Annotated in this window: 21 protein-coding genes; 10 read left to right on the top strand and 11 right to left on the bottom strand. The window is 43.2% G+C overall.

Translation table 11 applies throughout. The features are described from left to right. Positions 1–94: 94 nt before the first annotated feature. Positions 95–853, bottom strand: a complete 759-nt coding sequence (locus tag AC2VOY_RS02325) for a YciK family oxidoreductase (RefSeq protein WP_491832033.1) — start codon at positions 851–853, stop codon at positions 95–97. Between the two features lie 137 nt (positions 854–990). Between AC2VOY_RS02325 and sohB the strand changes: the two genes are divergently transcribed. Both sohB and focA read left to right on the top strand, forming a co-directional pair. Then, on the top strand, positions 991–2,043 hold the full coding sequence (gene sohB / locus AC2VOY_RS02320; RefSeq protein ID WP_491832032.1) for a protease SohB: 1,053 nt from the start codon (positions 991–993) through the stop codon (positions 2,041–2,043). Between the two features lie 169 nt (positions 2,044–2,212). Continuing rightward, positions 2,213–3,067, top strand: coding sequence for a formate transporter FocA (gene focA / locus AC2VOY_RS02315; protein WP_491832031.1), 855 nt, complete (start codon positions 2,213–2,215; stop codon positions 3,065–3,067). A gap of 107 nt (positions 3,068–3,174) precedes the next feature. Here focA and AC2VOY_RS02310 read toward each other — a convergent pair whose 3' ends face one another. After that, positions 3,175–3,435, bottom strand: a complete 261-nt coding sequence (locus AC2VOY_RS02310) for a DUF2498 family protein (RefSeq protein WP_491832030.1) — start codon at positions 3,433–3,435, stop codon at positions 3,175–3,177. Between the two features lie 306 nt (positions 3,436–3,741). On the opposite strand from AC2VOY_RS02310, the gene topA reads away from it, so the two are divergent. Next, positions 3,742–6,375 (top strand): type I DNA topoisomerase, encoded by a 2,634-nt coding sequence (gene topA, locus AC2VOY_RS02305; protein ID WP_491832029.1) that lies wholly within the window; start codon positions 3,742–3,744, stop codon positions 6,373–6,375. A 123-nt stretch (positions 6,376–6,498) separates the two neighbouring features. Here topA and miaE read toward each other — a convergent pair whose 3' ends face one another. Continuing rightward, the gene (gene miaE / locus AC2VOY_RS02300; RefSeq protein WP_491832028.1) at positions 6,499–7,281 is read right to left on the bottom strand and encodes a tRNA isopentenyl-2-thiomethyl-A-37 hydroxylase MiaE; all 783 of its coding nucleotides are present in this window, start codon (positions 7,279–7,281) and stop codon (positions 6,499–6,501) included. Between the two features lie 100 nt (positions 7,282–7,381). Next, positions 7,382–7,702, bottom strand: a complete 321-nt coding sequence (locus AC2VOY_RS02295; protein WP_491832027.1) for a hypothetical protein — start codon at positions 7,700–7,702, stop codon at positions 7,382–7,384. Positions 7,703–7,986: 284 nt separating this feature from the next. On the opposite strand from AC2VOY_RS02295, the gene AC2VOY_RS02290 reads away from it, so the two are divergent. Continuing rightward, positions 7,987–9,204 carry a methyltransferase gene (locus AC2VOY_RS02290; protein ID WP_491832026.1) on the top strand — a complete coding sequence of 406 codons (1,218 nt, stop codon included), beginning with the start codon at positions 7,987–7,989 and terminating at the stop codon, positions 9,202–9,204. A gap of 22 nt (positions 9,205–9,226) precedes the next feature. Here AC2VOY_RS02290 and ald read toward each other — a convergent pair whose 3' ends face one another. Further along, positions 9,227–10,342, bottom strand: coding sequence for an alanine dehydrogenase (gene ald, locus AC2VOY_RS02285; protein ID WP_491832025.1), 1,116 nt, complete (start codon positions 10,340–10,342; stop codon positions 9,227–9,229). A gap of 163 nt (positions 10,343–10,505) precedes the next feature. Between ald and lrp the strand changes: the two genes are divergently transcribed. From lrp to serS, 5 genes are all read left to right on the top strand, one after another. Beyond that, complete coding sequence (gene lrp, locus AC2VOY_RS02280; protein WP_491832024.1) at positions 10,506–11,000, top strand: leucine-responsive transcriptional regulator Lrp; 495 nt, start codon at positions 10,506–10,508, stop codon at positions 10,998–11,000. A 182-nt stretch (positions 11,001–11,182) separates the two neighbouring features. Then, positions 11,183–14,977 carry a DNA translocase FtsK 4TM domain-containing protein gene (locus tag AC2VOY_RS02275; RefSeq protein WP_491832023.1) on the top strand — a complete coding sequence of 1,265 codons (3,795 nt, stop codon included), beginning with the start codon at positions 11,183–11,185 and terminating at the stop codon, positions 14,975–14,977. Between the two features lie 92 nt (positions 14,978–15,069). Continuing rightward, positions 15,070–15,684 (top strand): outer membrane lipoprotein periplasmic chaperone LolA, encoded by a 615-nt coding sequence (gene lolA, locus AC2VOY_RS02270; protein ID WP_491832022.1) that lies wholly within the window; start codon positions 15,070–15,072, stop codon positions 15,682–15,684. A 6-nt stretch (positions 15,685–15,690) separates the two neighbouring features. Beyond that, positions 15,691–17,040: a replication-associated recombination protein A gene (locus AC2VOY_RS02265; RefSeq protein ID WP_491832021.1), complete on the top strand. Its 1,350-nt coding sequence runs from the start codon at positions 15,691–15,693 to the stop codon at positions 17,038–17,040. An 81-nt stretch (positions 17,041–17,121) separates the two neighbouring features. Further along, positions 17,122–18,429: a serine--tRNA ligase gene (serS, locus tag AC2VOY_RS02260; protein WP_491832020.1), complete on the top strand. Its 1,308-nt coding sequence runs from the start codon at positions 17,122–17,124 to the stop codon at positions 18,427–18,429. Positions 18,430–18,526: 97 nt separating this feature from the next. Here serS and AC2VOY_RS02255 read toward each other — a convergent pair whose 3' ends face one another. Together AC2VOY_RS02255 and AC2VOY_RS02250 are read right to left on the bottom strand one after the other, a co-directional pair. Beyond that, positions 18,527–19,309, bottom strand: coding sequence for an ATP-dependent zinc protease family protein (locus AC2VOY_RS02255; protein ID WP_491832019.1), 783 nt, complete (start codon positions 19,307–19,309; stop codon positions 18,527–18,529). Positions 19,310–19,458: 149 nt separating this feature from the next. After that, positions 19,459–19,647, bottom strand: coding sequence for a hypothetical protein (locus tag AC2VOY_RS02250; protein WP_491832018.1), 189 nt, complete (start codon positions 19,645–19,647; stop codon positions 19,459–19,461). A gap of 285 nt (positions 19,648–19,932) precedes the next feature. Between AC2VOY_RS02250 and htpX the strand changes: the two genes are divergently transcribed. Continuing rightward, positions 19,933–20,838, top strand: a complete 906-nt coding sequence (gene htpX / locus AC2VOY_RS02245; RefSeq protein WP_491832017.1) for a protease HtpX — start codon at positions 19,933–19,935, stop codon at positions 20,836–20,838. A gap of 67 nt (positions 20,839–20,905) precedes the next feature. Here the strand turns inward: htpX and AC2VOY_RS02240 are convergent, their stop codons facing one another. From AC2VOY_RS02240 to dinG, 4 genes are read right to left on the bottom strand one after another with little or no spacing between them, the layout of a single operon-like run. After that, positions 20,906–21,100, bottom strand: coding sequence for a DUF2496 domain-containing protein (locus tag AC2VOY_RS02240; RefSeq protein ID WP_491832016.1), 195 nt, complete (start codon positions 21,098–21,100; stop codon positions 20,906–20,908). Position 21,101: 1 nt separating this feature from the next. After that, complete coding sequence (locus AC2VOY_RS02235) at positions 21,102–21,659, bottom strand: primosomal replication protein (RefSeq protein ID WP_491832015.1); 558 nt, start codon at positions 21,657–21,659, stop codon at positions 21,102–21,104. A gap of 29 nt (positions 21,660–21,688) precedes the next feature. Beyond that, positions 21,689–22,459, bottom strand: a complete 771-nt coding sequence (locus AC2VOY_RS02230) for a TSUP family transporter (protein ID WP_491832014.1) — start codon at positions 22,457–22,459, stop codon at positions 21,689–21,691. A gap of 19 nt (positions 22,460–22,478) precedes the next feature. After that, entirely contained in the window at positions 22,479–24,566 is a 2,088-nt protein-coding gene (gene dinG, locus AC2VOY_RS02225) for an ATP-dependent DNA helicase DinG (RefSeq protein WP_491832013.1), read from the bottom strand. Positions 24,567–24,829: the final 263 nt, after the last annotated feature.

The raw sequence follows: 24,829 nt of genomic DNA, 5'->3' as shown, positions 1-24,829 counted from the left end.
ATTAAATTAATACTTGATAAATATAAATAAACCCCAGACGTTGAGTCTTCACGCTGGGGTTTTTAGTCTCTAGCTTTTCTGTTCTATAAAGGCATTATTTGGGCTGTGCATCAATGCATACGCCATGCTCAGCAATGCCTTCTGGCGCCATTAAATAAAGATATAAAGGAATAATATCTTTTGGCGTTTTCAAAAGGTTGGCATCTTCTGCTGGATAAGCACTGGCGCGCATGCTGGTGCGGGTTGCGCCAGGGTTAATTGCTGTCACGCGGATTTTTGTATCCGTGAGTTCATCGGCAAGGGTCTGCATCATGCCTTCAGTGGCAAATTTAGAAATCGCATAAGCGCCCCAATACGCACGGCCAATATGTCCCACAGTGGAGCTAGTAAACACAACTCGTCCATCGTCTGATTTGCGCAGAGCAGGCAGGAGGGCTTGGGTCATCAAGAGTTGTGCTTTAACGTTCACCATCATCACATCATCAAAAGTTTGCTCATCGATTTGCTCAAATGGACTTAAAGTGCCTAATAAACCAGCGCTATGCAGCAAACCATCTAAGCGGCCAAATTGCTCAAGGATGGTGTCAGCCATATCTAAATAGTGTTGTTTAGTCGCGCCAAGCATATCGAGTGGAATAATCGCTGGCTCAGGGTGACCTTGCTGGATAATTTCATCATAAACTGCTTCAAGTTTTGCCACTGTACGGCCTAATAAAATCACTTGTGCGCCATGCGCAGCATAATCTAGCGCAGCTTGACGACCAATGCCTGCGCCAGCGCCTGTAATTAAAATGACCTTGCCTGCGAGTGCATTCGGGGAAACCTTATATTTTTGCTGCAATTCTGGAGTCATGAGGGATATATCCTTGTCTTTATATTTGAAGCGTTAAGCTCAACTATTATTGGGAATAAGTATTTATTTTATGGTAAGTTAAGTGTAACTTTTTTTATTTCAAGATACACATAAGAATCATCAACGAGGGACATCCATTGGAATTTTTAGCTGAATATGCATTATTTTTTGCCAAAATCGCGACATTTTTAATCGCTATCGTCGCACTTTTAATTGTTGTAAAAATGCTTAACAAAGGCTCAGATCAAGAGCAAGGTCAGTTGGAAGTCACAGACCTAACTGAAACCTATAAGAATCGTCGTCAATCGCTTGAAGCGCAGTTGCATGATGAGACCTTTTTAAAAGCACGTGACAAACAAGAGAAAAAAGAAAACAAAGCCAAGAAGAAAGAAGCTAAAAAAGAGCTTAAAGAGGGCGTAGATTTAACTGCCTCGCATCAGCCGCATTTATTTGTACTTGATTTTAAAGGCAGTATTGATGCGAAAGAAGTGGCAAGCCTGCGTGAAGAAATTAGCGCAATCCTAGCGGTTGCCAATGAGCAAGATGAAGTGCTAGTACGCCTTGAAACTGGTGGTGGCATGGTCCACGGTTATGGCTTGGCATCTTCGCAACTTGATCGCCTTAAACAAGCTAATATTCCCTTGACTGTCGCGGTCGATAAAGTGGCAGCCAGTGGCGGTTATATGATGGCGTGTGTGGCGGATAAAATCATTAGCGCACCGTTTGCAATTATCGGCTCAATTGGCGTCATTGCACAAATTCCAAACTTCAATAAACTTTTGAAAAAACATGATGTTGAATATGAGCAAATGACAGCAGGTGAGTACAAACGTACCTTGACTATGTTTGGTGAGAATACTGACAAAGCGCGTGAGAAGTTTAAGCAAGAACTTGAGCTCACTCATGAACTATTTAAGGACTTTATTCGTGAGCACAGACCAGAGCTTGAACTTGAAAAAGTTGCCACTGGTGAGCATTGGTTTGGCAAAACAGCACTTGAGCTTGGCCTTGTAGATGAAATCAATACCTCCGATGATCTTATCCAAGCAGCGTGCAAAGACAAGAAAGTTTTAAAACTGCACTTTGCGAAAAAGAAAAAACTGACCGAAAAGTTTGCCGGCGGCGCAGCCCAAGCTGTCGATTCAACACTTTTAAAGTTAGTTGAACGTGGTCAAAAGCCTATTTTGTAAGAAGAAATAGACGCTTAAAATAAATTTTATATCTTCAAATTCTGATATAAATCAAAAGAAGTATCAAAAGCTCGCCATTGGTGGGCTTTTTTTAATTCTAGAGCTTGATCCCATATTTAAATCGCGTCACTATCTAATTTTTAATGATACAAAATGTAACGGGTGCATGATGGACAGTAATCAATTTGAACCATTGCCGCCTCTTGAAACAGCAAAAGCTGCTGCGGAAATTGGTGCTTATAAAGTCAATAAACCTTTTTATAAAACTTTTTTACTCGCCATGACTGCAGGCATGCATATTGGTATTGCGTTTATTTTTTATACCACAGTCACATCCGGTACAGGTGACGTTGCGCCAGGTTTAGCCCACTTTGTTGGCGGTTTAGCATTTAGCTTAGGCCTGATTTTAGTTGTGATCACAGGGAGTGAGTTATTTACCAGCTCAACCTTGGTTGTGGTTGCACGCGCAACGGGCAAAGTAACATGGGGACAGCTTGGTAAAAACTGGGTTCAGGTCTATTTTGGTAACCTAGCAGGTTGTTTGCTTTTAGTTGGGATCATGCTCGTTGCTCAGCAATACATGAGTGATGATGGCCAAATTGGTATCAATGCAATGAAGATTGCGCAGCATAAAATGCACCATAGCTTTATCTCAGCGGTAGCGCTTGGGATCATGGCTAACTTAATGGTTTGTATTGCTGTTTGGATGTCTTATGCAGGCCGCACACTGACAGATAAAATGCTGATCCTTATCTTGCCTGTGGCAATGTTTGTTGCATCAGGTTTTGAGCATAGCATCGCAAACATGTTCCAAATTCCAATGGCAATTGGTATCAAAACCTTTGCTTCGCCTGAGTTTTGGCAAATGACCGGCATGAGCGCAGCAGACTTTGCGGATCTAAACCTTGCCGATTTTGTCATGCACAATCTTATTCCTGTGACTATTGGGAATATCATCGGTGGTGGTGTGTTTGTCGGACTTTGGTTCTGGACTATTTTCTTACGTGATGATAACAAACACTAAGTTATTCTTGATTATAAATAGCTCGCAATTGAGCTTATGAACCGCACGATTCAAACGCCTTTGTGACTTATTTTACAAAGGCGTTTTTGTGCGCTCACAGTCAAGGTTTATGCCTTGAGCGTGAACTCTTTTGATAAATGGTGCGCAAGGTATTTAAACATATTAAATGCAGCCGTGGTTTGAAGTGTTGGCATGCCTTTTTCATCGAGGAAGTATTCACCTTTGAAAATCAACACGTCATCTTGCTCAGTTACAGATGTTGCACGCATGCCTTCAATATAATCTTGGTGATCCTGAATCACTTGATTGGCAATAAGTAAAAGCTCGAATTCCGAGATTTGTTTCTTGGCACTTGAATTTTTCGTCATACAAATATACCTTGTTGATTTTGCTTCATCATGAAGTGAGTAAATAAGAAATTTGTAAAAGTCCATTTTGTGCAAGGATATATTTCAACGGCTTATGAATCAAGATCACAAACTGAATTTAAATTTGTTTAAATAGTCAGCGTTTAAGTCGAGAAAAGCAGAAATATTTAAAAACAGGTTGACCTTGTTCGCATCTCGCTTAATAGTAAAAAGTAATTAAATATATAGATATTAAAAATACAGGTCACTGGTTGCATATAAAATAAGCAATCTTGTCAATTCACCTGAGAGGAATTTTGATTCGATATGGGTAAATCTCTTGTTATTGTGGAGTCACCTGCCAAAGCGAAAACGATAAATAAATACCTAGGTAAAGATTTTATCGTTAAATCAAGTGTTGGCCATGTTCGTGACTTACCTACTGCTGGACAAAGCAGTGGCAAAAAAGCAGCCGCTATCTCAACCAAAGGTATGAGCGCAGAAGAAAAAGAGCGCATCAAAAAAGAGAAAGCGCAAACTGCTTTGATCAAAAAAATGGGAATCGACCCTTATAATCATTGGCAAGCGAATTATCAAATCCTGCCGGGTAAAGAGAAAGTCGTTAACGAACTACAAAAACTGGCGCAAGATGCAGACGCCATTTATCTCGCAACCGATTTGGACCGCGAAGGGGAAGCTATCGCATGGCACCTTCGTGAGATCATCGGCGGTGATGATGCGAGATACAAACGTGTTGTGTTTAACGAAATTACCAAAAACGCGATTCAACAAGCCTTTGAAGTTCCTGGCGAGTTAAATATGGATGGGGTCAACGCGCAACAGGCTCGCCGTTTCATGGACCGTGTAGTTGGCTTTATGGTTTCCCCTCTATTATGGAAAAAAGTCGCACGTGGGCTTTCTGCGGGCCGTGTGCAGTCGGTTGCAGTCAAGCTTCTGGTTGAACGTGAGCGCGAAATCAACGCTTTCATTCCTGAAGAGTTTTGGGATATCCACGCAGACACCAAAACAGCAGACAAAACAGATTTTCGTTTATTGGTTGCGCAAAAAGATGGCAAAGCATTCAAACCTGTCAATGAAGCGCAAACTAAAACCGCGATTGCAGCGCTAGAACACGCAACTTATGAAGTCTGTAAGCGTGAAGATAGACCTACGTCAAGCAAGCCATCAGCGCCGTTTATCACTTCAACCTTACAACAAGCGGCGAGTACGCGCTTGGGTTATGGAGTGAAGAAAACCATGATGCTGGCGCAGCGTTTGTATGAAGCCGGTTACATAACTTATATGCGTACCGACTCAACCAACCTAAGCCAAGAAGCGGTTGCTGCGTGTCGTGAATACATCGAAACTAACTTTGGTCAGCCATATCTGCCTGCGAGCGCAAATGTGTATGGCAGCAAGCAAGGCGCGCAAGAGGCGCACGAAGCGATTCGTCCTTCTGATGTCAGCGTTGTAGCGGATGATCTAAAAGGTATGGAAGCAGACGCGCACAAATTATACCAACTGATTTGGAATCAATTTGTGTCATGCCAAATGACGCCAGCAAAATATGATTCAACCACGGTGAGCGTGAAAGCCGATGACTATACGCTTAAAGCCAAAGGTCGCATTCTAAAATTTGATGGTTGGACTCGCGTGCAGCGTCCACTGGGTAAAAATGACGATCAAATTCTGCCAGCAGTGGAAGTGGGTGACGTGTTAAGCCTTGAAACGCTTGATCCAAAACAGCACTTTACGAAGCCGCCAGCACGTTATACTGAAGCGGCCTTAGTTAAAGAGCTTGAAAAGCGTGGCATTGGTCGTCCGTCAACTTATGCTTCCATCATTTCAACGATTCAAGATCGCGGTTATGTGAAAGTGGATCAACGTCGTTTCTACGCAGAAAAAATGGGTGAAATTGTCACCGATCGTCTCGATATGAGTTTTAACGATCTGATGAACTATGATTTTACCGCGCGTATGGAAGCAAAACTTGACCAAATCGCAGCCGGTCAAACGACTTGGACCAATGTGTTAGATGAGTTCTTCGATGATTTCAGCCAAGATCTTGAAAAAGCAGAATTGGATGAGTCTGAAGGTGGGATGACGCCAAACAAGATTGTCGAAACTGACATTGAGTGCCCAACCTGTGGTCGTCCAATGGGGATCCGCACCGCATCAACCGGTGTCTTCTTAGGTTGTTCTGGTTATGCGCTGCCGCCAAAAGAGCGTTGTAAAACGACGATTAACCTTGGTGATGAAGACGGCATTGTCAATGTCTTAGAAGAAGATGTTGAAACCGCTGCGCTACGCGCGAAAAAACGTTGCCCAATTTGTGAAACCGCAATGGATGCTTATCTCATTGATGATAAGCGTAAAATGCACATTTGTGGTAACAATCCAAATTGTGACGGCTATGTGATTGAACACGGTGAATTCAAACCGAAAGGCTATGACGGCCCAACGGTTGAGTGCGACAAGTGTGGCAATGACATGGTGCTTAAAAACGGTCGTTTTGGTAAGTACATGGGCTGCACCAATGAGGAATGTAAGAATACACGTAAGATCTTACGTAACGGCGATGTTGCGCCGCCAAAAGAAGATCCAGTGCATTTCCCTGAGCTGCCTTGTACCCAATCGGATGCTTATTTTGTGTTGCGTGATGGGGCATCTGGCCTCTTTATGGCAGCAAGTAACTTCCCTAAGTCACGTGAAACCCGTGCGCCACTTGTGGCAGAACTTGCGCAATATAAAGAACGTATTTCTCCTAAGTTCCATTTCCTAGCGGATGCGCCAAGCGCGGATCCAGATGGTCTGCCAACAGTGGTACGTTTTGCGCGTAAGACCAAAGAGCATTATGTGCGCTCAGAGATTGACGGTAAACCTAGCGGTTGGTCAGCACTCTTTGAAGATGGCAAATGGGTTGAAGTGGATAAGCGTAAAAAGCCGAAAAAAGAGAAGTAAGCTTAGCTTAATGACGATTTAGTTTTTGCAACACAAATCAAAACATCCAGTGGCTCATTTGAAGACTCACTGGATGTTTTTTTATGCCTGCAAGCTAATTATCGGTAAAGGCGTGAGAGGTTATTAGCTAATTGCCGTGCTGAGCGCCGGCGCGCCACTGTGGAAACGAAACTCGCTATCATCAGAGCGGATAAGCTCGGCTTCAATCTCTCGAAACTCATCAATACGAGCTTGAATATCTTTGCCTGCAACTTGCTCGGCAAGACTCAGGTAGTCTTGATAATGGCGCGCTTCAGAGCGTAATAAAGAGATATAAAATTTCTCTATATCCGCTTCTAAAAAGGGCGCTAGTTTGGCGAAACGTTCACATGAACGGGCTTCAATTAACGCGCCAATAATGAGTTTATCGACCAAAGCGTCCGGTTCATAAGTTTTCACATGTCGCATCAGGCCTTTAGCATAACGACTGGCCGTCACGTTTTGATACGGCACACCTTTTTGCTCCATGATTTCAAGTACTTGGTAGTAATGGTGGAGCTCTTCTTTGATTAAAAGCACCATTTTATCAATCAAGTCTTGGCCATAGGGTGTATTTGGTTTTGGGGTTAAAGCTTTTGAAAACTGGCTTTTACCTTTGAGATCTTCCATCGTGCCAATATAGCGATAGGCAAAATCTTCATAAGGTTTGATCCATTGGTTGAGAACTTGCGCACTGTCTTTGTCGACAGCATATTTGCGGATCAAAAATAACGCGCTTTGCGCCGCTTTAAGTTCACAGAGCATATGATCAGATAAAATAATCGGTAGATTTTCAGGCTTTTTAGCTTCATCTACCCATGAATCAGGCGTGGTCGTTTTTAAAAACGAATAGATAGGTGCGAGGAGATCTTGATATTTAGCAAGCATAATTTGTATCTTTGGATTAAAACCTCATATTTTACCTGTGTTGATGAGGGATAGCAAAACTCAAAGATACAAACTATTTTTTATAAGGATATGGCTGTGGTTATGGATATTCAAGTGTATACAACATACCAATGGTTTGCTGCGCACGTTTAGATTGAATTTTCTCATAGGTGACTTTTGTGCGTGGCCAGACATGGCCGATTTTGTCTTGCTCAAACCCCATTTTAGCGCAGTATTTACTCTCACGAATTGCTTTGGTTAATTTGTCACTTTGATTTAATGACACAAGGGTTGGCGTTGTTTTTGCGCAATCAGCCTCTGTAATTCGGCCTTTAAAGTTAATATGCCCAGTTTGTGCATGAGCACTGGGTAAAAAACTAAGCATTGTAAAGAGGATCAATGATAAAATCTGGTACTTCATAATATTCTTACTAAGTGCGAGTGATCACCTTCAATGCAAGGTAAAAGGGATCGACTACGAGTCAAAAGAGAGCGCATACTAGTTAAAAATGCGATGCGAGTCAAAAAACAAACAAAAATATTGCAAAAAAGTTGCAAGTATATCTATTTGAAAAATAAAGGTTTATTTTAATTTTAGAAATAGATATAGCTAATTACCTGTTTTTAAAGATTAAAAAACAAGCAGAAAATATCTAAATTTTTTTAAATGTTACTTAGCTGTTAACCAATTAAAGAGAGCAAATAGTGAATCAGGATCTTGCATCTATTTTTCGTCAACTCACAGATGAATTAATCAACACACAAGCATTATGGCGGCCTGATCCATTTCTTATGACGCTGTTTGGTTGCCCATGGAAGCCTCAATTTCCAGATCTCTATGAAGCCATAGAGCAAATGCTTGAAGAAGGGGCGAGTCCTCTTCATTTACCTATTCAAGATCACTTGAACTTAAGTCACTTGTTTGATGCGATGGCTAAATTTAACCTTAGTATATGTAATGTTAATGGGTGGCAGTCAATTTCGAAAGAGGAAACTGGAAGCGAGATCACTAAGCTAATGCAAGGCGTTCCTGGGCGAAAATTGGCGCAAATTCACTCCTTTAGTCAGTACACATACGCAAAAAATAATGCCAGTAAATGGCTTGAATGGTGCAGTGGGAAAGGCTATTTGGGGCGTTTTTTAACTCATACTAGCCAGCGACCAGTTGAAAGCTTTGAGTGGCAAGAAAGCCTATGCCAAGCTGGGCAAAGTTATGCTGATAAGCATGGTTTAGCGATGCGTTTTATCCAAGGGGATGCATTTGCAGACGAAAGTCAGCACATTTTTTGTGAGGATCAGCATGTTGTGGCTTTGCACGCTTGTGGTGATTTGCATATTTATGCGCTAAAGCATGCAATCAGCGCAGGCAGTAAACAGATTAGTTTTTCACCATGTTGTTATCATTTGATTCAAGGTGATGCGTATCACGCTTTATCAAGGGCAGGGCAGTCTGCAAGGTTAAGCTTATCTAAGCAAGACTTACGTATTCCTTTGCAGCAAACAGTGACCGGTGGAGCACGTGTACAGCGGCACAGACAAACGGAGATGGGCTACCGCTTAGGCTTTGCAGCCATGCTCAAGCAAGAGTTTGCTTTTAAAGACTATGAACCTATTCCTAGCATAAAAAAATCCCAATTAAGCGAAGGTTTCGCAAGCTTTTGTCAATGGGCGATTAAAGCCAAACAATTGTCGATTCGACTACCGCAAGATTTAGAGTATTGGGAGCAAGTTGGGCAAGCTTTATTTTATAAAATGGAAGCTTTAGGCGCAGTCCAAGAAATATTTAAGCGACCGCTTGAAGTTTGGTTAGCGCTAGATAAGATGCTGTATTTAGAGGAAAATGGTTATAGAGCTGAGATTATAGAATTTTGCAAGCGTGAACAAAGCCCAAGAAATTTTCTGATCCATGGGGCTAGGCTTTAATTCACGCTTGAAGCTCGGTGGTTTAACTGAGCAAAGTCTCGGCAGGGGTGTAATCCAACCCAAAGGCTTGAGCCACTGGCGCATATGTGAGCTTGCCTTGGAAGACGTTTAGACCATTGAGCAAGCCTTGATTATCGAGTAGCGCTTGGCGATAACCTTTATTCGCGATTTCTAAAATATAGGGCAAAGTGGCATTATTAAGGGCAAAGGTCGAGGTGCGGGCGACGGCACCAGGCATATTGGCTACGCAATAGTGCACAATGTCATCAACAACAAAGGTTGGCTCAGCATGAGTGGTAGGATGAGATGTTTCAAAGCAACCGCCTTGATCAATCGCCACATCGACGAGCGCTGCACCTTGCTTCATCATTTTTAGATGTTCACGGCGAATTAATTTTGGCGCAGCAGCGCCTGGAATAAGCACAGCGCCAATGATTAAATCTGCTTCTTTTATCGCAGCTTCTAGCGCATCTTGGGTCGAATAAATAACCTTAGCCTTGCCTTGGAACTCTTGATCAAGTTGACGCAACGTGTCGATATTTTTATCGAATATGCTGACATCTGCACGTAAACCTACCGCCATTCGCGCAGCATTGGAGCCGACAACCCCGCCACCTAAAACGACAACCTTTGCTGGCGCGACACCTGGCACACCGCTTAAAAGTAACCCCATTCCACCGTGGGATTTTTCTAAGGTTTGAGCGCCAGCTTGGATCGCCATACGGCCTGCAACCTCAGACATAGGCGCAAGGAGTGGCAATCGACCCTGTTTATCTGTTACAGTCTCATATGCAATACAAATGGCTTTTGATGCAATTAAGTCTTTTGTTTGGGCCAAATCTGGGGCAAGATGTAGATAAGTAAAGAGAATTTGATCAGGTTTGAGCATTGCACGTTCATTTTCCTGCGGCTCTTTAACCTTGACAATCATCTCAGATTTCTCAAATATTTGAGGTGCACTCGAAAGGATAGAGGCACCAGCAGCCATATAAGCGTCATCATCAAACCCTATGCCTAAACCTGCATTGGTTTCTACATAGACTTGATGACCATGTTGAATTGCTTCTTTCACACTTGCAGGGGTCATGCCCACGCGATATTCATGATTTTTAATCTCTTTTGGGATACCAATAATCATGCTAATTCCTTTTACTTAAGTAGTGTTAGTGACTAGACATTTCAATATTATTGAAATATTATTCAAGTGTAGTCGTAACTTATTAGAATTTCTTTCTGTATTTTCACAAAAAGAACAAAAATTAAGCATAAATGTTCACAAGGAAGTCATAAGGTAGGAAAAAATGCCGGAACAGAGTAAAAAACCGTCTAAGGATTTGGACAGAATCGACCGTAATATTTTAAGTGAATTACAACGCGATGGACGTATCTCAAATGTTGAGCTTTCAAAGCGTGTAGGTTTATCGCCAACCCCTTGTCTTGAGCGTGTTCGTCGCCTTGAACGCCAAGGGTATATTTTAGGTTATAGCGCACAGCTTAATCCTCAATATCTCGATGCATCATTATTAGTTTTTGTTGAAATTACACTAAATCGTGGTGCACCTGACGTGTTTGAACAATTTAACACCGCTGTGCAAAATCTTGATGATATTCAAGAATGTCACCTTGTTTCGGGTGATTTTGATTATTTGCTTAAAACCCGCGTAGCGGATATGGGTGCGTACCGTAAATTATTGGGCGATACCTTGCTGCGTCTACCTGGGGTCAATGATACCCGCACTTATGTTGTCATGGAAGAAGTCAAACAATCCAATCAACTCGTTATCCAGTCACGTTAATTCTTGTCAGATCTCTGTGCTAGGTGTTTTAAGCAATTTCAGTTATTGTTATACTCATTTGGCGCAGATTTTATCTTTATTCACAAACGAATAGGGTATTTCGCGCTGAGCATCACTTTTATGGCGCCATTTCTATATTAAGATTTTTCGCTTTTGCATTCCGTATTTAGCTAATTAAAACTATGACAAAATCATCTACATCTAAATCTGTAACACATATAAAATCCAAGCTTACAAAAAATGCTGATAAAGCACATTTAAACGGCTCACAACGCTTACGAGAATTTTTCTTTATTGTATGCGCTTGTTTTGCGGTTTTGATCTCGATTGCTTTATATTCTTTTGAGGCCAGTGATCCAACTTGGTTGCAAACAGGGTGGAGCCATGAAGTACAAAATGCCGGTGGTGCTTTTGGTGCTTGGGTCGCAAGTTTATTATTGTTTTGTTTTGGTGTATTTAGCTATGCAATCCCTGTTTTACTTGTCTTTTTAGGCTGGCGTATCTTACGCCCAAGTCCGTCAAGCAATGTGTCGTTTGATTTCTTAGTTTGGGGAACCCGTTTTCTCGGCGCAGTCTTGCTTGTTGTGAGTAGCTGTGCCTTAGCGGGTATTCATTTCGATGATATTTGGAGCTTCCCATCCGGTGGTGTGATTGGCGACTTGGTTGATCGCATGCTGGTGCCTATGTTGAGCTCATTCGGCGCAACCCTTATCTTTTTATTTACTTGGCTTGCGAGCATCCCACTTGTGAGTGGTTTATCTTGGCTCGCGATTGTTGAAAAGCTAGGTTTAACTTCAATTAAAAGTGTCGAAAAAACAGCCCATACTCTGCGCGGTGACCGTAGTCAAAGTTTTAATCCTGATCTTAGTGCGAACCATGATTTTCGTAACCATTTTCAAGATGAAGATCTGCAACTTTCACCAGATGAGCATCCGCAGTTTGACGTCAGTGATCTTGAAGTGCCAAATGTTGCGATTTCAACGCAGCAACTTGATGCGCTAGAGGAAGAAGAAGCAAACGCGATCCGTGCGACGGATGCACCCAAAGCGGTTAAAAAAGCTGGGGCAAAAAAAGCGAAGTTTTCTTTGCAAGCGCCGAAAAAAGCAAAGGCCGCGGCCCAAGCACCAGCTGCTGAGCAAGCGTTAGCAAGCAAACCTGTTGCGAAAAAAATTAGCTTAGCGGGACCGGCAGCGGCGGCTGCAGCGCAAACCATTGCTGCGAAAGCGCAAGCATCTGAAGATGATGAATTTGAGGGGCCTAAACTCGGCGATTTATCACAACTTGATATTGATGATGACGCTATGCAAATGCCAAGTACACCGCCTGCGCCTCGCGCACAACCTAGCCAGTCCGTGGCGCCAGTATCTGCTGAGCCGCAAGCGGCAGTGGTATCTGAAGCCCTAGCTCCCCAAAGTACAGCTCCAGAGAGCAAGGTTGCAGCGCAAACTGTTGAAGAAGTAACGCCTGTTACTGAGCCAGCACCTGCGCCTCAAGTCCAAGTTGCTGAGGTTGAAGCGGTTGCAGCAAAAGCTGAGGCGATACAAGCCGAATCAGAACCAGAACCAGAAGAAAAGCCTGAAGCGCCGCGTCGTTTAAGCATGGCTGAAAAAATCATGGCAATTGAAAAGCGTGAAGCGCAGCGATTGGCAGAACAAGAAAAGGCCGCAGCACAAGCCGCAGCGCAAGGGCCGACGCCTGAAGAAATTGCCGCCGAGCAAGCACGCCAAGAGCAAGCTGCGCGTCAACTTGAGGCGCTGCGTCAGCAACAAGAAGCAGAGCGTTTGGAAGCTGAGCGTCAAGCGCAGCAACAAGCACTGTTTGCCCAAGCACAGCAGCAACAGCAGCAAGAAGAAGCAAGACAACAAGAAGCGATGCGCCAAGCCCAAGAGGCCGAGCGTTTAGCAGCAGAACGTCAAGCCGCTGAGCGCCAAGCTGAAATTGCGCGCCAAGAAGCTGAGCGCCGTGAGCAAGAAGAAGCACAGCAGCTTGAAGAAGCGCGTCAATTGGAAGCGATGCAACAAGCACAAGCCGCAGAATCACAAGCTTATAGCATGCAAAATAAGCTGCAATCCGTTGCAGCAAACAACATTCATCAGTTATATAGCGCATCCAATGCACCCGATTACCAAGATGATGTGTATGAAGATGAGAGTCTTGAGACTGCAAGCTTTGATGAAAATAATTTTGAGCAGACACTTAGCACGCAAGATGTTGCACAAACCTCTACGCCTAGCTTTGAGCAGCCACAAGCACACATGCCAACGCCTGCTTATGTCGAGCCGACACCTGAACCGCAGCACGTTCCTACGCAAGCTGTGACGCCAACCCAGGCGCCAGTTCAAGCGAGTAGTCAAGCGCAGACGGATAATCAAGCTGAAGCCAAAGCCTTGTATGACATGGTGCAACAAGCGCAGGCCAAAGAAAAATTAATGCAAAACCCATTCTTAATGGATGAGCCAAACTTACCAGAACCCACTACGCCAATGCCAACTTTAGATTTACTTGAGCAGCCGCAAAAGGGTGAGAAGTATATTGATCATGAAGCGCTTGAAGATATGGCGCGTTTGGTTGAAGAAAAACTGGCTGACTTTAAGATTGAAGCGCAGGTCGTGGATATCTTCCCAGGCCCTGTGATCACACGCTTTGAGCTAGATCTTGCGCCAGGTGTAAAAGCAAGCCGTATTACGGGTCTTTCAACAGACTTAGCGCGTTCTTTGTCTGTGTCTTCGGTACGCGTGGTCGAAGTTTTACCGGGTAAACCTTACATTGGTTTAGAGTTGCCAAACATTATCCGCGAAACCGTTTATTTCTCTGAAGTTGTCGGCAGTGAAGTGTTCCAAGAACAAAAATCAGCAACCGCTGTCGTACTTGGACAAGACATTGCAGGTGAACCTGTGGTGGCTGACCTTGCCAAAATGCCGCACGTTTTGGTTGCTGGTACAACAGGCTCGGGTAAGTCGGTTGGGGTTAACGTGATGATCTTGAGCATGCTGTATAAAGCCAAGCCTGAAGATGTACGCTTTATCATGATCGACCCGAAAATGCTTGAATTGTCGATTTATGAAGGGATCCCGCACTTACTTTCAGAAGTTGTGACGGATATGAAAGATGCAGCCAATGCACTCCGTTGGTGTGTCGGTGAGATGGAGCGTCGCTATAAGCTACTATCTAAGTTAAAAGTTCGTAATATCAAAGGCTTTAACGAAAAAATTGAAATGGCGCGCGAGGCTGGTTATCCAATCCCTGATCCGCTATGGCAACCGGGCGATACTATGGATGAAACGGCGCCGCTGCTTGAAAAACTACCAAGTATCGTGGTGATTGTGGATGAATTTGCTGATCTCATCATGGTGGTGGGTAAGAAAGTTGAAGAGCTTATCGCACGTCTTGCGCAAAAAGCACGTGCCGCGGGGATCCACCTTGTATTGGCAACTCAGCGCCCATCGGTAGATGTGATTACCGGCTTAATTAAAGCTAATATTCCAAGTCGTGTGGCGTTTACGGTTTCAACTAAAACAGATTCACGTACCATTTTAGACCAAGGCGGCGCCGAATCTCTTCTTGGTATGGGGGATATGCTCTATCAACCGTCTGGCACCAACCATCCTATGCGTGTGCATGGTGCATTTGCATCGGATGATGATGTGAACGCGGTCGTCAATGACTGGAAAGCGCGTGGTCGCCCGCAATATATTGAATCTATCACCAGTGGCGAGAAAACGGCGGATAACTTACTGCCGGGTGAGTCTCTAGATACTGGTGAAGCGAGCAAAGATGAGCTATATGACCAAGTGGTTGAGTTCTGCGCAGAAACGCGCAAAGGCTCGATTTCAGCAGTCCAGCGTCACTTTAGTATTGGGTATAACCGCTCTGCGAAGATCATTGACCAACTGCAAGCTGAAGGTATCTTAAGCGAGCCAAGTAAAAACGGGATGCGAGAAGTCTTGATCCCGCCACCGATTAAACAGTTTGATTAACGAGTCTATGCCCTAGAGAGGTTACACTTTGGGGCAAAGCCTAAAGTATTATTTAAAGTCGCGCCTTGCGCACTTGGGTAAAAGGATAAAATATGAAAAATCTTTTCATGGCGTTAGGTTTAGCAACAAGTGTCTTGGTTTCAAGTATTGCGCTTGCTGCGCCAAAAGATGTTTTAAGTGAGCGCTTAAACTTAAATACTGGGTTTAGTGCTAATTTCAGCCAAACCGTTGTGGATGCAGATGGCACAGTGGTGATGCAAGGTCAGGGCAAAGCGCAAATCTTGCGTCCAAATCAATTTCGCTGGGAAACCACGACGCCAAATGAGACGTTACTGGTTTCTGATGGCAAGTCGGTCTGGTATTACGACCCATTTGTTGAGCAAGTGAGCATCCTAGATCAAGCCGAGGCGACAGCGCAAACACCTTTCGTGCTACTGACTCGCAACCAAGCTTCAGACTGGGAAAAATACACCATTGTGCAGCGTGATGACTTGTTTGTTCTTGCGCCAAAAGATCGCTCAACCAATGTCAATCAATTCCAAATCGAAATTAATGCCAAAGGCGTGGTGAAGCGTTTTTATGTGATAGAGCAAGATGGTCAGCAAAGCCGTTTTGGCTTCCAAAACTTTAAATCTGCCAAGCCTTCAGCGTCACAATTTAGCTTTGTGGTGCCAAAAGGTGTCACGGTTGATGATCAGCGCCAATAATTTGTTATGAAAAACTTAGATTTATCTTTTTCCAATGAGGATGACTTTCGCCCACTTGCGGCAAGAATGCGTCCTCAAAAGATAGAAGAATACTGCGGGCAGGCGCATTTGCTTGCCCCAGGAAAACCGCTACGCCGCGCGCTAGCATCTGGCCATTTACACTCTATGATTTTGTGGGGGCCACCGGGCACAGGCAAGACCACATTGGCTGAAATTGCCGCCCATTATGCCAAGGCGCAAGTGCTGCGTTTATCGGCAGTGACCTCTGGAGTCAAAGATATTCGTCTAGCGATGGATGAAGCGAAGCAAAATAAACAAGCTGGCATTCAAACCATTTTGTTTGTCGATGAGGTGCATCGATTTAATAAATCGCAGCAAGATGCGTTTTTACCCCATATCGAAGATGGCACAGTGACCTTTATTGGCGCCACCACAGAAAACCCTTCTTTTGAGCTGAATCACGCACTGCTCTCACGTGCGCGTGTCTATAAGCTTCAAGCTCTAACTCAAGCTGATATTTTAGATGTGCTCAATCAAGCGATTAACGATGAGACGCGTGGGCTTGGGAAAACCCCAGCAAGCTTTGAAGGCAAAGTTTTAGAAAGCCTAAGTGAGTTGGTCACTGGCGATGCGCGTATGGGGCTGAATTATCTTGAGCTTTTATATGACATGGCAGAAGAAGATGCGCAAGGGATTAAACAAATTGATGTGGCACTGCTTGCGCAAGTTGCGGGTGAAAAGGTCGCGCGTTTCGATAACCAAGGCGAGATGTGGTATGACTTAATCTCAGCGGTGCATAAATCTATTCGCGGCTCAAACCCAGATGCTGCTTTGTATTGGTCAGCGCGAATCATCACCGCCGGTGGCGATCCTTTATATGTGGCCAGACGTTTACTTGCGATTGCCTCTGAAGATATAGGCAATGCCGATCCCAAAGCGATGCAAGTAGCATTAAGTGCTTGGGATTGCTATCACAGAGTAGGCGCAGCAGAAGGCACGCGCGCGATTGCCCAAGCTGTGGTTTATCTTGCTTGTGCGCCCAAAAGTGACGCTGTGTATACTGCATGGAAGCAAGCTTTGTCTGATGCGCGTGAGCATCCAGAACTTGAAGTGCCACTGCATTTGCGCAATGCGCCAACTAAATTAATGTCCGATATGGGTTATGGCGAAGAGTATCGTTATGCACATAATGAACCGGGCGCTTACGCCGCAGGCGAAGTCTATTTACCACCTGAACTTTCTTCACGGCGCTATTACCAACCGCATGATCGCGGCCTTGAGATAAAAATTCGCCAAAAGTTAGAGTATTTGGCTGATTTAGACGCAAAAAGCCCGCAAAAGCGCTATCAAAAATAAGTGATTTTAGGTATCTTATTAGCAATTGGCTCGTCGATGACGGGCTGTGTTTTCAACTTCAAATATATCACAGGATAAGCAATGCTTGATTCTAAATTATTTCGCAGTGAGCTAGACCAAACGGCTGCTCAACTTGCTCGTCGCGGTTTCCAACTTGATGTGGAAACAATTAACCAACTTGAAGCTCAGCGTAAAGCGATTCAGGTGACAACAGAAGAACTGCAAGCAAAACGTAATGCAAGTTCCAAAGCGATTGGTCAAGCGAAAGCATCCGGTGATGAGGCAAAAGCGCAACAGCTTATGGCTGAAGTTGGCACTTTAGGCTCTGACTTAGAAGCTGCAAAAATTGAGCTAGCTGAAGTGCAAGCAAAACTTGATGCAATTATTCATTCTGTGCCAAACATTCCAGCAGCAGATGTGCCGGATGGAAAAGACGAGAATGATAACGTTGAAGTTTCACGTTGGGGCACGCCAAAAGAGTACAACTTTGAAGTGAAAGATCATGTTGATCTTGGTGAAATGGGCGACGGTCTTGACTTCGCATCAGCAGTTAAAATCACAGGCTCTCGTTTTATCGTGATGAAAGGTCAATTTGCGCGCCTGCACCGTGCGATTGCTCAATTTATGCTTGATTTGCATACAGATAAACATGGCTATACTGAGCTATATGTACCATATTTGGTCAACCATGAAAGCTTGTTTGGTACAGGTCAAATGCCTAAATTTGGCGAAGACTTGTTCCATACACGTCCATTGACTGAGCAAGTAAGCGATCAACCGCTGAAAAATCTATCACTGATCCCAACAGCAGAAGTGCCAGTGACAAACCTTGTGCGTGACAGCATCACAGATGAAGCAGATCTTCCGCTTAAAATGACAGCTCATACACCATGTTTCCGCTCTGAAGCTGGTTCTTATGGCCGTGATACACGTGGTCTTATTCGTATGCACCAATTTGACAAAGTTGAGCTAGTACAAGTCACGCGCCCTGAAGATTCAGAAGCTGCGCTTGAAGAGCTAACCGGTCACGCTGAGCGAGTACTACAGCTTTTAGAACTGCCATACCGTAAAGTTGTGCTATGTACAGGTGACATGGGCTTTAGCGCATATAAAACCTATGATCTAGAAGTTTGGGTACCTGCGCAAGAAACATACCGTGAGATTTCATCTTGTTCAAACATGGGTGACTTCCAAGCACGTCGTATGCAAGCACGTTTTCGTCGTAAAGGTGAGAAAAAACCTGAGCTTGTACACACACTAAACGGTTCTGGTCTTGCTGTAGGTCGTACTATGGTAGCGATTCTTGAAAACAACCAACTTGAAGATGGTCGTATCGAGATCCCACAAGTGTTACGTCAATATATGAATGGCGCCACTCATATCGGCTAAACTTGTCTTTAGTGAAGATATAAAAAAAACCGAACGAGATAATTTATCCGTTCGGTTTTTTATGTTTTGGACGTTCTTAAAAAGAAATTAACTAGATTTAAGCCTTTTCTTTCTCAGAATCAGACTTGTCATCTTTTTTCTCTGAATCTTTGTCTGCATCTTTTGCATCATCAGACTTTTCATCGTCAGCTTTAGCGGTTTTCTCTTCGGAATCTTTTTTAGCATCAGCTTCTTTGTCTTCTTTATCAGCTTTTGCTTGTTCAGCCTTTTCTTTCGCCGCTTCGTCTTCTTTCGCTTTAGCTAGCTTTTCTTCTTCAGTAGGGGCAACTTTATGTTTCTTTTGAATATATTTATGAGAAACATCAACAATTGCGCGCTCATCGATAAAGCTGCGGCCAATCAGAACTGGGTAGCTGAGGTGCATACGGTCAGTCAGCGTAAATTCTGTGGTCAGTTTTTTCTCACCAATTTGAATTGGCAAGTCAACTACAGGGCGTTTATCTAGCTCTTCCGTACTTGATTGACGAACTTCAACCCAACGTTGGACAGGCAAAGTTACTTCAGGGCCTTCCCAGTCTTCGTGTTTTAATTTAAAGGTAACTTGGCTACGTTTGCCTTTTTCACGCTTAATATCAATCACATCTGCGCTGATAGAAGAAGTGGTTGCACCGGTATCAATACGTGCTTTTAGGTTACGGTCGAGTTCTTTAACATACACCCATTCCTTTTCACCTAAGATCAGCTTGTCGCCTTGCTCTGTCACAGGGCTAACTTCGATTGCTTCAGGTTTAACTTGGCTAACGGTTTTTTCTTTATCCGTTGCCGCTTGTGCTAAGGTACAAGTACCTGTAAATAATAGAAAAAGAAGCCACTTATACATAGATTACCTATTTAAAACTTAAGAATAGTTATTTGAATGCGAATATAGTTCACAGAAGAATAGGGGTATGTTGCATCATCTGTCAGTTGGTTTCAAGTATTCTAGCGAGCGTGGCTTAATAATTTATTACAAATTGTAAATCTACCGCCTTAATCTTGGCTCGATTGGGCAATATTAAAAGCTTCTACAAAATCTTGATCTTCTCGTTGGCCTTCCACTCCTAAGTGTTTGCGCGCCTCATCTTGGCTCAAGCCCAAGTGACAACGAAGAACGTCAATCGCCATTTGATTTGCTGCGTGATCTTTACAAGCTTGGAATGATTTTGGACGTGATTGCATTGAAAATTTCCTTATTTTAGTAACAGAGGTAATAAATCATGTATGTGTAGGGCGTCTTATAGTAGCAAAATTGTTCACATTCTCTATTCGACCAAAGTCGTAGACTACTAAAGGGTTAGTAACCATTAGGTTAAATATAAGTGTTGGTCTTACTCTGTTGGTGATAGATACTAAATGTTGCAATTTAATGCTTAACCTTACAGGCAAAATGATACATGATTACAACTAGATAACTGGCATGTGGTCATGCCTTCGCAAAACTCTTTCTATATAGGTAAAGAAAAAATGAAACGAATATTCTTATTCTTGTTAACAAACTTAGCGGTAATGCTTGTTTTAAGTATTGTGTTGAGTCTGGTCTATAGCTTTACAGGGATAAGCCCAGGTAGCATGTCTGGTCTCTTAATCTTGGCAGCCGTGTTTGGTTTTGGTGGTGCGTTTATTTCACTACTGATGTCAAAGAAAATGGCGCTTGCTTCTGTCGGCGGACAAGTGATTGAAAGCCCACGCAATGAAATGGAACATTGGTTACTTTCAACAGTTGAGGCACAAGCCAAACAATTAGGCATCGGCATGCCAAGTGTTGCACTTTATGATGCGCCAGAGATGAACGCTTTTGCTACAGGCGCTAAGCGTGACGATTCTTTGGTTGCAGTCTCAACTGGTTTGATGCACAGCATGAGCCGTGATGAAGCCGAAGCCGTATTAGCACATGAAATGAGTCATATTGCGAACGGTGACATGGTGACGATGACCTTGATGCAAGGCGTAGTGAATACCTTTGTGATTTTCCTTGCGCGTGTTGTTGCCGGTATTGTAAGCGGCTCGCGTGATGAAGAAAGCGGTGAAGTACAAGGCGGCATGGCATATTACCTAACTTCTTTTGTACTTGAATTGCTATTTGGTTTCTTAGCTAGCTTTATCACTATGTGGTATAGCCGTCGCCGTGAATTCTATGCGGATGCAGGCGCAGCGCAGCTTGTAGGCAAAGAGAAGATGATTGCTGCGCTTGAGCGCCTATCACACGGTATGGAGCCACAGCTTGAAGGTTCGATGAAAGCGTTCGGGATTAATGGTGGTGGTGCGTCATTGTCTGATTTACTTCGTACTCACCCACAAATTTCAGACCGCATTCAAGCACTAAAAGATGATGCCTATGCAGGTCAAAGCGGTATTACTGTTGCAGCTTAATCTAACATCTTGATATAAATAAAGGCTAACTCATTTTGAAGTTAGCCTTTTTTATTTCTGTCTGGCTTTATTTTTTCAATAAATCGTTTTTGACCATTTCAAGCGCAGATAATGCGACATCTTTTGGGATTTCGTTGGTTTCTAAAAGATAAATTAAATCCACTGCGAGTTTTACATCTTGCGGCGCATGAGCAAGTGGGTGCGCAGTTTCTTGTTCAGTATTTGTTTGGCCATCATCAGATGCTGGAGTTAAGTTTGTCATTCTAAAGTTTTCCATAATGCACGCTTTCGCGACGCGTGATTCGATTTTCTATTTTATTCTTAGCGATTTGGCAGCGCTTGAGTCTTTCTTCGGCTTTTAATAGTGCTTGTTGGGCTTTGCCTTGGGCTGGGCCAAAAGTTTGTGCCACTTTCTCTTTTTGCTCTTCGACAAGGGTCTTTAAACGCCTTTCCCACTCAATATGTTGCGACAAGTCTTGATATAGTTGGTGCATACTAACTTGATTATGTTGCCAGTGTTTAGGTTCTTTTTTGCGAATCTGAGTGGTTGCAAGCTCACGTGTAATGGCGCTAATTTGCGCGAGCAAACGCTCTGTTAGATATTGCGCTCGCGCAGCACTTAAGCGCTTTGCCTCATACTCTTGGACTAAATGGGCAAAGCTTTTTTGGACTTCCTTGACATAAGGTTGCAGCGTGTAAGATTGAGTTTGAAACAATTGGTGATCAAATAGAAACTGGTGATGCTCCCCATTGGCACGATCATAAACTTTAGAGCGTTCACTGATATCTGTCAGTAATGGGGTAATCGAATCAAAATTCATAGCGGTGAACCTTATTGCAATGACTTGATTTAAAACCAAGCATCATAAGCAAGTTTTGCAGCCATCACAGTGACTACACAAATAAACACTGGGCGAATAAATTTCGCGCCAAACTTTATCGCGGAATGTGCGCCTAAATATGCGCCGGCCATTAAGCAAACCCCCATGGTGAGGCCTAATTCCCAGTTAATCGTACCAAAAATAGCGAAGGTCACTAAAGAGGTTGCATTACTGGTAAAGTTCATCGCTTTGGCCACGCCAGAGGCGAGGAGCATATTAATTTTATATAGCGCCATATTGGATACCACCCAAAATGCGCCGGTTCCAGGGCCTATTGCGCCATCATAAAAGCCAAGACTTAAACCTTGCAAGCGTTGTTTTTTGGCTAATTTTGGATCATGCGCTGGCAGGACATTTTCTTCGCCAAGTTTTGGGCGGTGCAAGATGGAATAAATTGCCGTTGATAGAATGATCAAAGGTAAGATTTTATTTAGCCATTCGGTACTGATAAAGCTCACGACACAGGTGCCGATGATAGAACCAATAAGGGTTGCCCAAAAGGCATCTTTCCAAAATAGTGGCGAGAAGAGTTTTTTGCGGTAATAGGTGATAGCAGCAGTTGATGAGGCGAAGGTTGCTGACAATTTGTTTGTGCCAAGAGCTAAGTGTGGCGGCAGGCCTGCTGCAAGAAGCGCTGGTATGGTCAGCATACCGCCACCTCCGGCAACCGCATCAATAAAGCCTGCAGCGAATGCAACGAGTGCCAATAAAGCAATTACACTTGGCTCTAACATTTCCATGTTTGTTTTTCCTTAATAATTAATAGTCAATTTTTCGTGCAAAAGGGGGCAATGAATCAAGTAGTGCTTTACCATAACGTTTAGTGATAACTCGGCGATCAAGAAGCACAATTTTACCTGTATCTTGTTCTTTTCGCAGCAATCGACCGACGGATTGAATCAGTTTTTTACTCGCTTCAGGCACAGCAATTTGCATAAATGGATTGCCACCACTAGATTCGATGTATTCCGCATGTGCACGCTCAATCGGGGAGGTTGGCACCGCAAATGGAATTTTTGTGATGATAAGGTTGGTTAATAAGCTGCCAGGAAGGTCAAGCCCTTCTGAAAAACTACCTGTGCCAAAGAGTATACTGGTTTTTTGCATTTGGCAGTATGCTTTGTGCTGTTTTAGTATTTCAGAGCGGGATTTTTTTCCTTGGATCTGCAAGTGCCATTTCTTTTTTTGAAAATCTTTTGCTAACGCATCTGCGACTTGGTTCATCTGCCAATAAGACGAGAACAATACCAAATTTGCCTGATTTTCAGCAATATATTTTGGCAATATTTTAATTAAATAGTCACTAAATTTAGGATGTGAGGGTTCAAACTCTAAATTTGGAATTTCAATCACTGCCTGGTTTTTATAATCAAAAGGTGAAGATAAAGAATAAAACTGTGCGCCCATTTCAGGCTTCATCGATATACCCGCTGCGCGTGCAAAGTAATCGAACTTATTTAATGCACGCATGGTTGCGGATACTAAAATAGCGCCTGCGCAGCGGCTCCAAAGTTTGCTATCTAGCTGCCAACCAATCTCAAGCGGTGAGACATTAATAATAAAATCTTCTTTTTTTGCTTCAAGGGTTTTATCCACCCAGCGTGCAAGCGGGGCGCCTTTATCATTATTTTTTTGTGCCATCAGCGCCCAAACTTTAGCTAAATTTTCAAGGCGCTGCATAAAAAAGCCCGCTTCGGCTAAAATAGGTTCAACAATCCGAGAGGCCACTTGACCTTCTTTTATTCGCTCTGAAATAAGGTCGATAATTTTACCTAAACCTTGTTCTGCTTTTTTGGTTGTTTCTTTTAACTCTTTGGCTTGTTCAAATAACCACTCAGGCAGTTCACCATGTTCAAATCTGTAGTTATCATCTTCAAATCCAAGGCTAGAGCAATAATTCGTGACTTCTTTTAAGCTTGGAATAATTTCTTGAATATTTGAGATGAGTTGATCTAAAAAGCGATTGGTTTTCTTTATATCACCCGCGGTTGCAATTTTAGTCGCGGATTTATTTAAGGTTTCAAGCCAAGCGATTGCGCCTTTTAAGCTTGCCGCTGCCGCGTTGTGATCACGCGCGATATGTGGCAAGTGGTGCGCTTCATCAAAAATATAAATGCATTGCTCTGGCTCAGGCAAAATGACCCCACCGCCAAGTTCAATATCAGCCATGACTAAACTATGGTTGGCAATAATTACATTTGCTTTATCTAAGTCTTGACGCGCTTTTTGGAACGGGCAGTCACGATGCACTGCAACCCCGTTATGGCAAGAATGTTTATCGCTTACAATAGTTTGCCAAATCTCTTGGGGGATAGGCGTTGGCCATGCATCTCTATCACCATCCCATTTTTGCGCTTGATAGGCCTCATAAAGGCGCTTGAGAAGATCTTTATCTTTTGCTGTAGGTTTATGGCTAAACATCGCCATTTGTGGATCATCTGAAGACTGAGTGTCAGCCGCGATAGCAAGCTTTTCTGCGCAGCAATAACGTTGTCGCCCTTTGACTAAGCGGAACTCAAAAGGAACTTCGTTTAAGCGGCGATATAACGGCAGATCTTTGTCCATCAATTGTTCTTGAAGCGCGACAGTGGCTGTCGAGATGACAATTTTTTGCTGACTAAATTGTGCAAAGGGCACCGCACCCATTAAGTACGCTAAAGATTTCCCTATCCCAGTGCCAGCTTCGGCGACCAAAACGCGGTTTTTTTTGTGGTAGCGACCGGCCAAAGTTTTTGCAATTTCAGAGACCAAAAAATTTTGTCCACGTCTTGGGATAAATCCATCTAATTGCGCATGCAGGTTTTGATAACTTTTCTTTATGGCTGCTTGGATTTCTTTTTTAGGCATAAATATTCACTTTGGCTATGGCTTGATTTGTATGTAATTTAAGCACAATATGGTTCAAGTGATTGATATTATGCAAAATTATATCTCATTTTTAATCTGATTGAAGCTTAGATTATACATGAAATTCACTTGTGGCGCGGAAATAATGTATTGCAAGCTGCACACAATATTTTCTATTTTTATTAGATCTAGTTCACACTTTTTATCTATTTCCAATAAAACAGAGTTTCTTAAATAGAAATCAGTGTTTTATTTTGAATGAT

This window comes from Vibrio sp. KMM 9700 (genome assembly GCF_058545285.1).
Note: the sequence above shows the minus strand (reverse complement) of the source record. Positions and strands in the feature narration are given on the sequence as shown.